This is a genomic window from Streptomyces sp. NPDC013457 (genome assembly GCF_043089925.1).
Taxonomy (GTDB): domain Bacteria; phylum Actinomycetota; class Actinomycetes; order Streptomycetales; family Streptomycetaceae; genus Streptomyces.
Genome location: NZ_JBICBL010000003.1, coordinates 434,516 through 449,758 on the forward strand (window position 1 = coordinate 434,516; position 15,243 = coordinate 449,758).

Genomic DNA, 15,243 nt, shown 5'->3' on the forward strand with positions numbered 1-15,243 from the left:
GCGAAGGTGGTGCTGAGGGGTGAGGTGGAGCGGATCAGCCGCCGAAGGTGCCGGACTCGATCGGCTTGTGAGCGCCGTTCTCGACGCCGTACACGGTCAGCTGCTTGTTGGTGGTGTCACCGAACTCGTCGAAGGAGACCTTGCCGGTCACGCCCTCGAAGGAGATGGACTGCATCGCCTCGACGATCTTGGCGCGGGCGTCGGAGGGGAGCTTGCCGCCGTTGCCGTCGACGACCTTCTTGACGGCCTCGATGATGGCCCAGGTCGAGTCGTAGGAGTAGCCGCCGTACGCCTCGTACGCGTCCTTGTAGTTCTCGGCCTTGTAGTTGGCCAGGAACTCCTTGGCGGAGGGCAGCTGCTCGATCGGCGCGCCGACGGAGGTGGCGATGTCACCGTTGGAGGCGGCACCACCGAGCTTGATGTACTCGGCGCTGTAGAGGGCGTCGCCACCGACGACGACGACCTTGGCGCCGGCTTCCTTGATCTGCTTGGTCAGCGGGCCACCGGCCGGGTACTCGCCACCGTAGTAGACGACGTCGGCGCCGGAGCTCTTGACCTTCGTCGCGACGGCGCTGAAGTCCTTGGTGTCGGGGTTGACGTGGTCGGTGCCGACGACCTTGCCGCCGAGCTTCTCGAACTCGCCCTTGAAGGTGGCGGCGAGGCCGGCACCGTAGGTCTTCTTGTCGTCGATGATGAAGGCCTTGGTCTTCTTGGCCTTGTTGACGACGTACTGGGCGGCGAACGGGCCCTGGATGGCGTCGGTGGTGGCGGTGCGGAAGTAGGACTTGTAGGTCCGCTTCTTGTCACCGCTGTTCCAGTTGGGGCCCTGGCTCAGCGAGGGGTTGGTGTTGGCCGGGGAGACCTGCACCAGGTTCGCGTCCTGGAAGACCTTCTGCATCGACTCGGCGACGGAGGAGTTCAGGGGGCCGACGACGCCGAGCACCTCCTTGTCGGCGACCAGCTTGGTGGCGTTCTGCTGGCCGGAGGAGGGCTGGGCCTGGTCGTCGAGGGACTCCAGCTTGAAGGTGACGCCCTTGACGTACTCCTTCTTGTTGGCCGTCTTGACCGCGAGGTCGGCCGAGTTCTTGATGCCGAGACCGAGCGCGGAGAGGTCGCCGGTCAGGGGCGCGTCGAGGCCGATGACGACGGTCGTGTTGCCGCCGCCGGCGGCGTCGCCGCCCTTGTCGTCGCGCGAACCGCAGGCGGTGAGGGTGAGTGCTCCCGCGGTGATCGCGGTGGTGAGGATGAGCAAGGAACGGTGTCGCACGATGAATCCTTTCCCTGGCGCGGCCCCCTCGAGCTGAGGCGGTGCCGTGAAGCATGGAGCTTGAGGTGCCGTTTGTGAATGCCGGGCCGTACTGGGATGACTGTGGTGAAGCCGAGGTCGTGCAGTGGACGCGCCCGGCGGCGCGGTGACTGGCCGTGACTCTAAGCGCAGGTGGAGGAGGTGGGGAGCGGCGAGGTCAGGATGTGACTGTCTTGTTATCGCCTGGGGGAGAGGAGGTGGACAGGGGGTGGGCAAAACAGGACAAAAGGGTCTGCAACGTGGTGTTCACATAGTGAGAACGCCCAGTTCCGCTAAGGGGCTTGAGTGGAACTTGCTCCTGTCGGACCGCTGGTGACGCTCTCCGGATATCGGACAGTCACTCAAACGTCAGCGGACAGAACCTGGGAGTGACCGCGCCGTTCTCCGGCCGGAGAATCCTCACGGAGTGTTACGGCGGCGGATGGCACGGGCAGGCGGCGGAGGCTGCTTCCCGTTCCCGGGCGGCCGGCCGCGCCCGGCTCATGTGCTCCGCTCTCGCGCGTCGTTGCGCCCGGTACGGGATGAGGTCGGTGCGGATGTCCGCCGCCGCGCGGGGCGGAGTCGCGCGGCGGGTCCGGCGCTGCCCGTGTGGCCTGCACGTGGGGTGGATGCCTTGCCTGTGAGGCCTCCGGGGGAACCTGCTCGCGGGGTGCAACAGGCCTTTCGTGCAAGGCAGTTGGTCGACAGCGCGGGGCAGGGGTACGCGCCCGCGGATGTGGCCGGGGGAAGGGGACGCGACGGTGATCCGGGTGGTGAACTGCGCGAATCGCCGTGACGGGAGAGGCTGTTGGTGCGTGAGGCGCCCGGGCGCAGGGGCGGGCGCGGGCCGGGCTGCGCGGCCTGAGGCGCGGGGCCGGTGTCGTCGGGCGGGGTGGTCGCGATGCCGGACCGGCGACTTCGGTGTCCGGGGGGCGAAATCCGCACGCCGTCCGCGGGAGGGGTCGCCCGGCGGGTCCGCGTTCGGAAGGCGAGGCCCGGCGTCCGGGAGCCGGTGTTCCGGGGCCCGGCTCGCTTCACCGGCCACGGTGCCCGGAACGGGAGGCTCCATGTCCTGCGGCCGGGGTGCCCGGGGGCCGATCCGGAATCGTCCCCGCTTCGGCGAAGGTGACTCCTGGTGACGGTACGCCGTGATCGCCCCGACGCGGAGACGGCCCGGGACGGTGGTGACCGTCCCGGGCCGCGTGAGAACGAGTGGTGCCCCCGGCGGGGGTGCCGGGCGCCGGGCGTGGTGCCCCGGGCTGGGTGCGCCCCAGGCCTGGGTTGTCGGGCGCCGACCGGGTTGTCAGGTGGCGACCGGGGGTCAGGCGCCGGCGCCGCTGCCGTCCGCGTTCGGGATGTTGTCGGCGTCCTTGGGCGAGACCTCACGGAGCAGGCACGTCAGCCGGGCCGAGCAGACCCGCTTCTCCTGCTCGTCGGTGATCACGATCTCGTACGTGGCCGTGGAACGGCCGCGGTGCACCGGCGTCGCGACACCCGTCACGAGCCCGCTGCGGACCCCGCGGTGGTGCGTGCAGTTCAGGTCCACGCCCACCGCGATCCTGGAGACACCGCCGTGCAGCATGGAGCCGATCGAGCCCAGGGTCTCGGCGAGGACGGCGGAGGCGCCGCCGTGCAGCAGACCGTACGGCTGGGTGTTGCCCTCCACCGGCATCGTGCCGACGACCTTCTCCGCGGAGGCCTCGATGATCTGCACGCCCATGCGGTTGCCGAGGTGTCCGGCCGAGAAGAGGGCGGGAAGGTCGACGCCGAGCGCGGCGTACTCGTCGATGACCTCCTGCGGGAACTTCACGTGATGCTGCTCGCCCATCGGCCCGGCTCCGTTCGTCTTCGTACGTCGTCGTGAACACCTGCCTGAGCGAACGCTTAGGCGTGCCGTGATTGTTCCAGACGGCCCCCGGGGGCGGTCCAGCCCCCCTGTCCGGGAGGTACGGCGATCAGCCCGCCGCCGGGACCAGCCGCACGATCACGGACTTGCTGGCCGGGGTGTTGCTGATGTCCGCCGTGGACTCCAGCGGCACCAGGACGTTCGTCTCCGGGTAGTACGCGGCCGCGCAGCCCCGCGCCGTCGGGTAGTGCACGACCCGGAAACCCGGCGCGCGCCGCTCGCTGCCGTCGGTCCACTCGCTGACCAGGTCCGTGTACGACCCGTCCGCCAGGCCCAGGGCCGCCGCGTCCTCGGGATGGACCATGACGACCCGGCGGCCGCCCTTGATCCCCCGGTAGCGGTCGTCGAGGCCGTAGATCGTGGTGTTGTACTGGTCGTGCGAGCGCAGGGTCTGGAGCAGCAGCCGGCCCTCCGGCACCTTCGGGTACTCGACGGGGGCGGCGGTGAAGTTGGCCTTGCCGGTGGCCGTGGGGAAGCGGCGCTCGTCGCGCGGGGCGTGCGGCAGCGCGAAGCCGCCCGGGTCGGCGGCGAGGCGGGCGTTGAAGTCCGTGAAGCCGGGCACCACGCGCGCGATGCGGTCGCGGATCGTGGCGTAGTCCTTCTCGAACTCCTCCCACGGCGTGGCCGAGCCGGCCCCGAGGACGGCACGGGCCATCCGGGCCACGATCGCCGGCTCGGAGAGCAGGTGCGGACTCGCGGGCGGCAGGTTGCCGCGCGAGGCGTGCACCAGGCCCATCGAGTCCTCGACGGTCACGAACTGCTTGCCGCTCGCCTGGACGTCCTTGTCGGTGCGGCCGAGCGTGGGAAGGATCAGCGCGCGCGTGCCGGTGACCGCGTGCGAGCGGTTCAGCTTCGTCGAGACGTGGACGGTCAGCCGCGCCCGGCGCATCGCCGCCTCGGTGACCTCGGTGTCCGGGGTCGCGCCGACGAAGTTGCCGCCCATGGCGAAGAAGACCTTCGCCTCGCCGTCGCGGAGCGCCTGGATCGAGCGGACCACGTCGAAGCCGTGATGGCGCGGCGAGACGATCCCGAACTCCTTGTCCAGGGCGTCCAGGAACGCGGGCGCGGGCCGCTCGAAGATCCCCATCGTGCGGTCGCCCTGCACGTTGGAGTGGCCGCGGACGGGGCAGACGCCGGCGCCGGGGCGGCCGATGTTGCCGCGCAGGAGAAGGAAGTTGACCACTTCGCGGATCGTCGGCACGGAGTGCTTGTGCTGGGTGAGGCCCATCGCCCAGCAGACGATGGTCCGCTCCGAGGCGAGGACCATCTCCAGGGCCCGCTCGATCTCGGACCGCTCCAGGCCCGTGGCCGCCAGCGTCTCGTCCCAGTCCGCGGCGCGCGCGGCCGAGGCGAACTCCTCGAATCCGTGCGTGTGCGCGTCGACGAACTCCGTGTCGACCGCCCCGTCCGTCTCCAGGATCAGCTTGTTCAGGAGCCGGAAGAGGGCCTGGTCGCCGCCGATGCGGATCTGCAGGAAGAGATCGTTCAGCGCCGCGCCCCGGAGCATGCCGGTCGCGGTCTGCGGGTTCTTGAACTTCTCCAGACCGGCCTCGGGCAGCGGATTCACCGAGATGATCTTCGCGCCGGCCGCCTTGGCCTTCTCCAGGGCGGAGAGCATCCGGGGGTGGTTCGTGCCCGGGTTCTGTCCGGCGACGACGATCAGGTCGGCCTGGTGGAGGTCCTCCAGGGAGACGCTGCCCTTGCCGATCCCGATGGTCTCGTTGAGCGCCGAGCCCGAGGACTCGTGGCACATGTTGGAGCAGTCCGGCAGGTTGTTCGTACCGAATTCGCGGGCGAAGAGCTGCAGCAGGAACGCGGCCTCGTTGCTGGTCCGCCCCGAGGTGTAGAAGAGCGCCTCGTCGGGGGAGGAGAGGGCGGTCAGCTCCTCGGCGATGATCGCGAACGCCCGTTCCCAGGTCACCGCCTCGTACCGCTCGGCGCCTTCCCCCCTGTACATGGGCTGAGTGATGCGGCCCTGCTGGCCCAGCCAGTACCCGCTCCGGTTCGCCAGGTCCGCCACGGGGTGCGCGGCGAAGAAGTCCGGGGTCACCCGGCGCAGCGTCGCCTCCTCGGCGACCGCCTTCGCCCCGTTCTCACAGAACTCCGCCACGTGCCGCTTGTCGCCCTCGGGCCAGGCGCATCCGGGACAGTCGAACCCGTCCTTCTGGTTGACCTTGAGCAGGGTCCGCGCGCTGCGCGCCACCCCCATCTGAGCCTGGGCGATCCTCAGGGTGTGCGCGACGGCGGCCAGGCCGGCCGCGGCGTGCTGCGGCGGCGCGACCTGCGGTGCGTCCTGGACCGGGTCGCCGGCGGGGGGCTTGCTGACCATCGCGCTCTCCCTTGAGCGGTCATCCTGTGTCGTACGTCTCCGATCCTGTCACGCGCCTCCGACAGCGCGGTGCCCGGACCGGGTGTGGAGGGGATTGTCGGTGGTCCGTGGCAGGATCGTGTACGTGGCCCAGACAGCATCGAAGAAGACCGAAGAAACCCGTCCCCGCCTGCTCCTCATGGACGGGCACTCGCTCGCGTACCGGGCGTTCTTCGCCCTGCCCGTCGAGAACTTCACGAGCGCGAGCGGACAGACGACGAACGCGATCTACGGCTTCGCGTCGATGCTGGCGAACACGCTGCGCGACGAGGCGCCCACGCACTTCGCCGTCGCGTTCGACGTGTCCCGCAAGACGTGGCGCTCGGCCGACTTCCCCGAGTACAAGGCGAATCGCTCCAAGACCCCGGACGAGTTCAAGGGGCAGGTCGAGCTGATCGGCGAGCTGCTCGACACCATGAACGCGGTGCGGTTCGCGGTCGACGGCTTCGAGGCCGACGACATCATCGCGACGCTCGCGACGCAGGCCGAGGCGGCCGGCTTCGAGGTCCTGATCGTCACGGGCGACCGGGACTCCTTCCAGCTGGTCACCGACCACGTGACCGTGCTCTACCCCACCAAGGGCGTCTCCGAGCTGACCCGCTTCACGCCGGAGAAGGTCCAGGAGAAGTACGGCCTCACCCCCTCGCAGTACCCCGACTTCGCCGCCCTGCGCGGCGACCCGTCCGACAACCTGCCCGGCATCCCGGGCGTCGGCGAGAAGACCGCGACGAAGTGGATCAACCAGTTCGGGTCCTTCGCGGAGCTGGTCGAGCGCGCCGACGAGGTCAAGGGCAAGGTCGGGCAGGCCCTGCGCGACCACCTGGAGTCGGTCAAGCTCAACCGCCACCTGACCGAGCTGGTCCGGGACGTCGAACTGCCCCGCACCGTCGCGGAGCTGGAGCGCGCGCCGTACGACCGGACCGCGCTCAAGGGCTTCCTGGAGGTCCTGGAGATCCGCAACCCGAGCCTGCGCGAGCGCCTGCTCGCGGTCGACCCCGGCGCGGAAGAAGAGGAAGCCCCGGTTCCCGACGCGGGCGTCGAGCTGGACGGCACCGCCCTCGGCACCGGCGAGCTGGCGCCCTGGCTGGAGGCTCACGCCGCGCAGCCCCTCGGTGTCGCGACCGTCGCCACCTGGGCCCTGGGCGCGGGCAACGTCAGCGAGGTCGCGCTGGCGGCGGCCGACGGCAAGGCGGCCTGGTTCGACACCACGCGCCTCGACGAGCAGGACGAGCGTGCCTTCGCGGCCTGGCTCGCCGACGCCGCCATGCCGAAGGTGATGCACAACGCCAAGGAGGCCCTGCGGGTCTTCCCCGAGCACGGCTGGCAGCTCGACGGCATCACGATGGACACCGCGCTCGCCGCCTACCTGGTCAAGCCCGGGCGCCGCTCCTTCGCCCTGGACGCGCTCTCCGTCGAGTACCTCCACCGCGAGCTGGCCCCGGCGGCCGCCGACGGGCAGCTCGCCTTCGGCACCGACGAGCACGCCGAGGCGGACGCCCTGATGGCGCAGGCGCGCGCGGTCCTCGATCTCGGAGAGGCGTTCGGCGAGAAGCTCGGCGAGGTCGGCGCGACCGAGCTGCTGCATGACGTGGAGCTGCCGACGTCCCTGCTCCTGGCCCGGATGGAGCGGCACGGCATCGCCGCCGACCGGGACCATCTGGAGGCCATGGAGCAGCAGTTCGCCGGAGCGGTGCAGCAGGCCGTGAAGGAGGCGCACGACTCGGTGGGCCACGAGTTCAACCTCGGCTCGCCCAAGCAGCTCCAGGAGGTCTTCTTCGGCGAGCTGAACCTGCCGAAGACGAAGAAGACCAAGACCGGCTACACCACGGACGCCGACGCGCTGGCCTGGCTGGCCGGACAGACCGAGCACGAACTGCCGGTGATCATGCTCCGCCACCGTGAGCAGGCGCGTCTGCGCTCCACGGTCGAGGGCCTGATCAAGACGGTCGCCGGCGACGGCCGCATCCACACCACCTTCAGCCAGACCGTGGCGGCGACGGGCCGGCTGTCCTCCACCGACCCGAACCTGCAGAACGTGCCGGTGCGCACCGACGAGGGCCGCGCCATCCGGCACGGCTTCGTCGTGGGCGAGGGCTTCGAGTCGCTGATGACGGCGGACTACAGCCAGATCGAACTGCGGGTCATGGCCCATCTCTCCGAGGACGAGGGCCTGATCGAGGCGTTCACCTCCGGCGAGGACCTGCACACCACGGTCGCCTCGCAGGTCTTCGGCGTCGAACGGTCCGCCGTCGACGCCGAGATGCGCCGCAAGATCAAGGCCATGTCCTACGGCCTCGCGTACGGCCTCTCGGCCTTCGGCCTCTCCCAGCAGCTGAACATCGAGCCGGGCGAGGCCCGTGCCCTGATGGACACGTACTTCGAGCGTTTCGGCGGGGTACGGGAGTACCTGCACCGGGTCGTCGACGAGGCCCGTGCCACGGGGTACACGGAGACGATGCTCGGCCGCCGCCGGTACCTCCCCGATCTGAACAGCGACAACCGCCAGCGCCGTGAGGCCGCCGAGCGGATGGCGCTGAACGCGCCGATCCAGGGCACGGCGGCGGACATCGTCAAGGTCGCGATGCTGAACGTGGACCGGGCGCTGACCGAGGCCGGGCTCGCCTCCCGCATGCTGCTCCAGGTCCACGACGAGATCGTGCTCGAAGTGGCCGCGGGCGAGCGGGAGCGGGTCGAGGCCATCCTCCGCGAGCAGATGGCCTCGGCGGTCTCCCTCCGAGCCCCCCTCGACGTCTCGGTCGGCGTGGGCCCGGACTGGGAGTCGGCGGCCCACTGACGCTCCCGGCGCGGGCGGGAGACCGCCCGCGCCGGAGAGGTCGCGCTCGCTGCCCTCCTGCGTCACGCCCGTCCGGCGCCGCGGCCGGATGCGCCCGTGTGCGGGCGTGCTCTACGGCGCCCCGGGCGGCCCGGGCGGAACGATTCTCCGCTTCCGCAGCCGGGTCAGCGAGGTCCCGGGCGGGAGCCGGCCGGGACCTCGTCCTCGGAGCGCTCGCCCACGCGGGGCTCGGCCGCCGTCGGCCGCATCCCGCGCAGCCGCATCCCCGCGCCGTACAGCACCAGGCCGACCGCGAGCCCCGCGCCGCCGCCGAAGCAGGCAGTCGGGACGATGTCCAGGGGCGTCTCGATCCGGCCCCAGTACGCGTACCAGCGCAGGCACCGGTGCACGATCCCGGCCAGGACGCAGGCGCCGATCAGCCCGCCCGCCAGCCACCGGCCCCGGGGGCTCAGGACCGGAACGCCGTCCGGCCGCGCGTCCCCTCCGGCGGCGCCGCGCAGCGCCCGCGCCGTGAACCACACCAGCAGCGCCAGCGCCAGCGCCGACCCTCCGTACTGCAGGTACAGATAGACCGGGAACCCGGCCACGATCGCGTCGAGGAACGGGATCGCGCGCGTGCCCCAGCGGTCGAGGTGGGTGAAGGAGTCCCAGACGACATGGGTCGAGGCCCCGATGGCCGCGGACACGCAGAACCACCCGGCGAGCGGCAGGAGCGCGCGGCCGTCCCAGGACCTCCCCCGGACGAACCCCCACACCCGTCCCTGCCACCGTCCCGGCAGCAGCGCCACCAAGGGCTCGCGCACCAACAGCCACACCGCCACCAGGGCGCCGGCGATGAGCAGATCGACCGTCACGACACCGACACCGGAGTGCGTGACGTCCCCGAAGAGCATCGCGCCCGGGATGGCGGTGGCCGCGAAATAGGTCATGTCGGGCGCGAACGACCCCGCCACCAGCGCGGAGGCGATCAACGGGCCGCGTCCGGTGCCGTCCCGGCGGATGCCCGGTAGCACCGCGGCGGCATGACTGAGCGTGAACGGCATCGGAACATCCCCCTCGAATCCACGCCGGCCGGGGAACGTCCCGGCGGCCGGCGGTCGGCGATCACGCCCAGTATGCGTGAGCGATCTCGACCCGGTCGTGGGCGGCCGAGAGGTGACGAAAGAGTGAAACACGGTCAAGGCTCGGTGTTCCGGGGCCCGTCGGTGTCATAGGGTCTCCTGAGGCCTCGCGCGGGGAGCGCGGAGTGGAGTCGAGGGGGAGGAACCAGACGTATGGCAGCGCAATTCGGCCGTCGGCTGCGCAGGGGGGCCACCAGCGGTGCCGTCGTGGCGGCGGCTGTGGCGGCACTGGCCGCCTCGCAGGGACCCGGTGCGGTCCCGCCGTCCGCGGACACAGCGGGCGGGGACCGGCCGGTCGGCGCCGGTGACGCGACGCTCCCGCCGGACGGATCGGCGACCGGCGACTCGCCGTACTACACCGACCTTCCGCCGCTGAACACCCCCAACAAGCCCGGCACTTCCATAGACCTGCCGATCGTCACCGGCCCCGCCGAGGCCGGCATACCCGCGACCGTGCTCTCCGCCTACAAGCGCGCGGAGCAGTCCATCCGGTCCAGCGACCCCGCCTGCCACCTTCCGTGGCAGCTCCTGGCCGGCATAGGCAAGGTCGAGTCCGGGCAGGCCCGCGGCGGACGTGTCGACGCCAACGGCACCACGCTCTCGCCGATCCTCGGCCCGAAGCTCGACGGTGTCGGCTTCGCGAACATCTCGGACACCGACAACGGCGCCTTCGACAACGACACGACGCACGACCGCGCCGTCGGCCCGATGCAGTTCATCCCCTCGACCTGGGCGACCTGGGGTCAGGACGCCAACGGCGACGGCCGCAAGGACCCCAACAACATCTACGACGCCGCGCAGGCCGCCGGGCTCTACCTCTGCGCCAACAACCGCGACCTCGCGGTCAAGGCCGATCTGGACCGGGCGATCCTCAGCTACAACCGCTCGACCGAGTACCTGCGCACCGTTCTCTCCTGGTTCGAGTACTACCAGCGCGGCACCCACCAGGTCCCGGACGGCACGGGAACACTGCCCGTCGACCGCAGCGACACTCCGAGCACCGGCCGCTCCCCGCAGCCCACGCCGACCGCGCCGGTGACCCCCTCGCCGTCGCCGACCCCTCAGAAGCCGAAGCCCACGCCGACGCCGAACCCGTCCGAGCCCGGCACCCCCAAGCCGACCCCGCCGGCGACCGTCGAGGTGGCGCGGATCAAGGACGCCGGCACCGGCACGCTGACGGTCGCCGCCGGCGGCACCTTCGCCGAGCGGCCCACCGTCGAGGCGCTGGACGCGAAGGGCAAGCCGGTCGCCGGTGTGAGCGTGCGCTTCGAGATCGTCGGCTCCACCGACTCCCACTTCGGCGGTGTGGCGAAGAGCGTGCAGGTCACCACCGGCTCCACGGGCCGTGCCGTCGCGCCGAACGTCCGGGCGGGCGAGCAGACGGGCACCTTCACGGTCCGGGCCACGGTCGTGGGCCGGGCACTGGCGCCCGTGGCGTTCACCGCGACCGTCACCGAGCGGACCGCCGACACGCTGGTCCGCGGTGACGACAAGGAGCTGACGGCCACCACCGGCGGCCGGTTCGCGGACCGCGTGCTGGTGAAGGCCACCCTCGACGGTGCCGCCGCCGCCTCGGTCGGCCTGACCGCCACCTTCATCACCTCGGCGGACGACCCGCAGGCCAACACCAAGGGCCCCTACTTCAAGGACGCCGACGGCAAGCCGCTGCGGACCCTCACGGTGAAGACGGACGCCAACGGGCTGCTCACCCTCCCCGACATCTACGCGGACGACCAGGTGGGCCCCTTCCTGCTCCGGCTGACGACGCCCGGTGGAGGCACCCTGACCATCGAGCTCAAGGTCACCGCCCCGGCCCCCGACCCGACCCCGACCCCGACGCCTGCCCCGACGTCCTCGTCGACCGGCTCGCCCGAGGCCACCCGGACCCCCTGAACGCCCCGTCGAGCAGCGCGCCCCCTCCGGAGGTCCTGCTCGGCCGCCGGCCCTCCGCCGCCCTCTCGTCCGCCCGGACGAGGGGGCGGCGCTCTGTGTTCTGAGTGCAACGTGTTCTCATCTCGCGGCCACGTTGCTACGGTGCCCCAGCCCTGACGCCGCATCAGATCGAGCACCGGGAGGCCGACCTTGCGCGCCCTCGTAGCCGCCGCCATCGGGCTGGTCCCAGTCCTCCTCGTCATCCTCCTCGTCTCCGTGGTCGACCTGCCGCCCGACGGGCCCACCTCGCCCAAGCCCCTCCTCACCGCCGACCCCGGCCCCAAGAAGTAGGAGGAGCCACGCCCATGCGCCGCCGCGCCAGCCTCGTCCTGCTCTCCTTCGCCGTGTTCTTCGCCGCGATGGCCCCCACCCTCCGCTGGTACGTCTTCCCCCGCGTGGCGAAGATCCCGCCGAACCAGTACCAGGAGATCGTCCTGGAGGCGAAGCCCGCCACCCTCGTCGACTACTCGACCCTCACGGCCAAGGAGGTCGAGAAGCTCACGATCATCCAGACGCTCAAGGGCAACGTGGAGGAGTCGAAGCGGATCGAGCGGAACGCCGGCCGCGACGTCGTCGTCTGGGACGCACTCACCTACATCACCGGCCCCGACGGCAAGATGGTCTCCAAGATCCCCGAGCGGTACATCTTCGACGCCCACACCCAGGACCCGGTCAACGCCACCGGGGCGATGGTCGACGGCGACGCCGTCCGGCGCGAGGGCATCGAGTTCAAATGGCCCTTCCTCACCGAGAAACGGGACTACCAGTACTACGACGCCCGCTCCCGCACCTCGGCCCCCATCCACTACAAGGGCACCCGCACCTTCCGGGGCATGGACGTCTACTACTTCGAGCAGACCATCCCCTGGACCAAGGTCCCCATGCCCAAGACGATGCCGATCGAGGGCGTCACCCCCGAGATGATCAGCCAGTCGGGCATGACCATCTGGTACACGACCAAGCGGATGTTCTGGGTCGACCCCGTCACCGGCGCCCCCGTCAACGGCGAGGAGATCCACAAGGAGGAGCTCCGCAACGAGAAGACCGACTGGAAAGTCACCGCCTTCTCCGGCCATGTGAAGATGCGCGAGGACTACATCCGCAGCACCGTCGAGCTGGTCAGGACGAACCGCACGGTAGTCCTCCTCGTCACCTCCTACCTCCCGTGGACGTTCGTCACTCTCTCCCTCCTCCTGCTCGCCCTCTCGCTCTGGCTGGAGGCCCGCGGCCGGCGCCCGGGACCGGACACCCCCGCTACCGCTCCCTCCTGAGCCGCGCGCTGGTGTGCCGCGTCGGCTCCGCCCCGGCCGGGTCCTCCGGCCACGGATGCCTGGGATAGCGGCCGCGCAGCTCCGCCCGCACGGCGCGGTAACCGTCCCGCCAGAACGAGGCCAGATCGGCGGTGACGGCCGCCGGCCGGCCGGCGGGGGAGAGAAGGTGGACCACGACCGGCGTCCCGCCGGCCACCCTCGGCGTCTCGGCGAGCCCGAACATCTCCTGCAGCTTCACCGCGAGGACCGGCTGCTCCCCGCCGTAGTCCACCCGGATCCGCGATCCGCTCGGCACCTGGATCCGCTCCGGCGCGAGCTCGTCGAGCCGGCCCGCCTCACCCGTCGCCCACGGCAGCAGCCGTCCCAGCGCCTGCCCCGCGTCGATCCGGGCGAGGTCCGCCCGCCGCCGGGCCCGGGAGAGCTCCGGCTCCAGCCACTCGTCCGCCCGGTCGAGCAGAGCCCCTTCCGCCATCTCGGGCCAGGGCTCTCCGATGACCCGGTGGAGGAAGGCGAGACGCAGTCGCAGCTCCTGGGACTCCCGGCTCCACCGCAGCAGCCCGAGCCCCTCGCGCCGCAACCCGTCCAGCAGTGCCGCCCGTACGCGCCCGGGGTCGGCACCGTCCCTCAGCGGACGCGCGGTCAGCTCGACGGCGCCCAGCCGCGACACCGACCGGGCCACCACGTCCCCTTCCTCCCAGTGGACCTCCTCGCCGGACGTGAGCAGATGCCCGGCCGCAGCACGCGCCACGTCCTCGTCCACCACGGCGGCCAGCCGCACCCTCGCCGTGGCGCTCCGTGCGGTCCGGTCCGCCACGGCGACGGCCAGCCACGGGGCGCTGCCGAGCCCCGACCCCTCGGCGAGTTCGGCACCCGTCCCCGACACCATCAGGAACCCGCCGCTCTCCCGAGCCCTGGCCACCCGCTCGGGAAAGGCGTACGCCGTCACAAGCCCGGCGACGACGTCCTCCCCGCCGCCTGCCGCGGCGCCGCCTCCGGCCCGCGGAGACTCCGGCCCCACCTCGGCGGCCGATCGCTCCAGACGCCGGGCCTCCGCCTTCCAGCGCGCTCCGTACCCGTCGGTGCCCCGCCGCGCCGTGCGCCAGGCCGCGGTCAGGTCGTCGCCGTACTCCCGGGGCGGCTCCTCGCTGAGCAGCGCGACCACCTCGGCCGCCCGCCGCGCACCGACCTCGGGCGCACCGTCGATCAGGGCCCTGGCCAGACGCGGGTGCACGCCGAGCCGGGACATCCGTACCCCCCGTTCCCTCGCGCGCCCCTCCTCGTCCACCGCCCCGATCGCCGTCAGTACGGAGCGCGCGGCCGCCATCGCCCCGGCCGGCGGTGTGTCGAGAAGTGCGAGTCCCTCCGCCGTGGGGTCGCCCCAGCAGGCCGTGCGCAGGGCGAACGAGGCCAGGTCCGCGATCTCGATCTCGGGGGAGGGGAAGCGGGAGCGGCGGCCGTCGTCCGCCTCCGCCCAGCAGCGGTACACGACCCCGGCCGCCTCCCGGCCGGAGCGGCCCGAGCGCTGCGTCGCGGCGGCGATCGACACCGGGACCGTGGCGAGCGACCCCAGGCCGCGGGCGTGGTCCGTCCGCGGCTCCCGCGCCAGTCCCGAGTCCACGACGATCCGCACCCCCGGCACGGTCAGGCTCGACTCCGCCACGGAGGTCGCCAGGATCACCCGGCGCCGCCCGCCGGGCTCCGCCCCGCGGAGCACCGCGTCCTGCACCGCCGCCGGCGCCCGCCCGTGCAGCTGGAACACATCGGCGTCGAGGTCCGCCAGCATCCCCGCCGTCCGTGCGATCTCCCCCGTGCCGGGAAGGAAACAGAGGACGTCGCCCTCGTGGCGTTCGCACGCGAGCCGTACCGTCGCCGCCACATGACGCAGCAGAGCGGGATCCACCCAGGTGCCGTGGGAGGGCCGGACACCTGCGGGCGGTGCGGCGAACCGGACGAGGTAACCGTGCGACTCGCCCTTGCTCCGGACGATCGGCGCCGGGCCGGTGCCGTCCAGGACCGTCAGGAGCTCCGCCCAGGCCTCGGCGTCCGTCGTGGCCGAGGCGGCGATCAGCTTGAGCTCGGGCCGCAGCGTGGCCCGGACGTCCACCAGGAACGCCATCGCCGTGTCGGCGTCCAGGTGACGCTCGTGGCACTCGTCGAGCAGCACCACGTCCACGCCGGCCAGCTCCGGATCACGCTGGAGCCGCTGGAGGAGGACACCGGTCGTCACCACCTCGACGCGGGTCCCGGGGCCGGTCCGCCGCTCACCGCGGACCGAGAAGCCGACGGCCTCGCCGACCTCCTGACCCAGCAGCCACGCCATCCGCCGTGCCGCCGCCCGCACCGCCATCCGGCGCGGCTCGGCCACCAGCACCCGCCGCCGCGGTCCGTCCCCTATGAGGCCCGCGAGCGCGAGCGGCACCAGCGTGGTCTTGCCGGTGCCGGGAGGCGCGTGCAGCACCGCCGTGCCGCGCTCCCCGAGCGCGGTCAGCAGCTCGGGCACGGCATGGCGGACGGGGAGACGGTCGAGTGCGTCGTGTCGGATCACGCACTCAGTCTCGTACGTCGC

Annotated in this window: 9 protein-coding genes; 4 read left to right on the top strand and 5 right to left on the bottom strand. The window is 71.9% G+C overall.

All coding sequences use genetic code 11. The annotated features are described in order from the left end of the window. Positions 1–34 precede the first annotated feature (34 nt). From ACF1G2_RS10830 to ACF1G2_RS10840, 3 genes are all read right to left on the bottom strand, one after another. A complete protein-coding gene (locus ACF1G2_RS10830) occupies positions 35–1,267 on the bottom strand; it encodes a branched-chain amino acid ABC transporter substrate-binding protein (RefSeq protein WP_352186340.1) in 1,233 nt (410 codons plus the stop codon). 1,339 nt (positions 1,268–2,606) lie between these two features. Beyond that, positions 2,607–3,113, bottom strand: a complete 507-nt coding sequence (locus ACF1G2_RS10835) for a PaaI family thioesterase (protein WP_391797948.1) — start codon at positions 3,111–3,113, stop codon at positions 2,607–2,609. A gap of 127 nt (positions 3,114–3,240) precedes the next feature. Further along, on the bottom strand, positions 3,241–5,520 hold the full coding sequence (locus ACF1G2_RS10840; protein WP_391797949.1) for an FdhF/YdeP family oxidoreductase: 2,280 nt from the start codon (positions 5,518–5,520) through the stop codon (positions 3,241–3,243). Positions 5,521–5,698: 178 nt separating this feature from the next. On the opposite strand from ACF1G2_RS10840, the gene polA reads away from it, so the two are divergent. Then, a complete protein-coding gene (gene polA / locus ACF1G2_RS10845; RefSeq protein ID WP_391798135.1) occupies positions 5,699–8,353 on the top strand; it encodes a DNA polymerase I in 2,655 nt (884 codons plus the stop codon). Positions 8,354–8,517: 164 nt separating this feature from the next. On the opposite strand, the gene ACF1G2_RS10850 is transcribed toward polA, so the two are convergent. Then, positions 8,518–9,396 (bottom strand): DUF4184 family protein, encoded by an 879-nt coding sequence (locus tag ACF1G2_RS10850; RefSeq protein ID WP_391797950.1) that lies wholly within the window; start codon positions 9,394–9,396, stop codon positions 8,518–8,520. A 231-nt stretch (positions 9,397–9,627) separates the two neighbouring features. On the opposite strand from ACF1G2_RS10850, the gene ACF1G2_RS10855 reads away from it, so the two are divergent. The 3 genes from ACF1G2_RS10855 (at position 9,628) to ACF1G2_RS10865 (ending at position 12,677) form a co-directional block, all read left to right on the top strand. Continuing rightward, a complete protein-coding gene (locus ACF1G2_RS10855; RefSeq protein ID WP_391797951.1) occupies positions 9,628–11,367 on the top strand; it encodes a lytic murein transglycosylase in 1,740 nt (579 codons plus the stop codon). A gap of 189 nt (positions 11,368–11,556) precedes the next feature. Then, positions 11,557–11,697: an SPW_0924 family protein gene (locus ACF1G2_RS10860; RefSeq protein WP_355111251.1), complete on the top strand. Its 141-nt coding sequence runs from the start codon at positions 11,557–11,559 to the stop codon at positions 11,695–11,697. Positions 11,698–11,711: 14 nt separating this feature from the next. Then, positions 11,712–12,677 carry a DUF3068 domain-containing protein gene (locus ACF1G2_RS10865; protein WP_391797952.1) on the top strand — a complete coding sequence of 322 codons (966 nt, stop codon included), beginning with the start codon at positions 11,712–11,714 and terminating at the stop codon, positions 12,675–12,677. On the opposite strand, the gene hrpB is transcribed toward ACF1G2_RS10865, so the two are convergent. After that, the gene (hrpB, locus tag ACF1G2_RS10870; protein WP_391797953.1) at positions 12,661–15,222 is read right to left on the bottom strand and encodes an ATP-dependent helicase HrpB; all 2,562 of its coding nucleotides are present in this window, start codon (positions 15,220–15,222) and stop codon (positions 12,661–12,663) included. The genes ACF1G2_RS10865 and hrpB overlap by 17 nt on opposite strands. Positions 15,223–15,243: the final 21 nt, after the last annotated feature.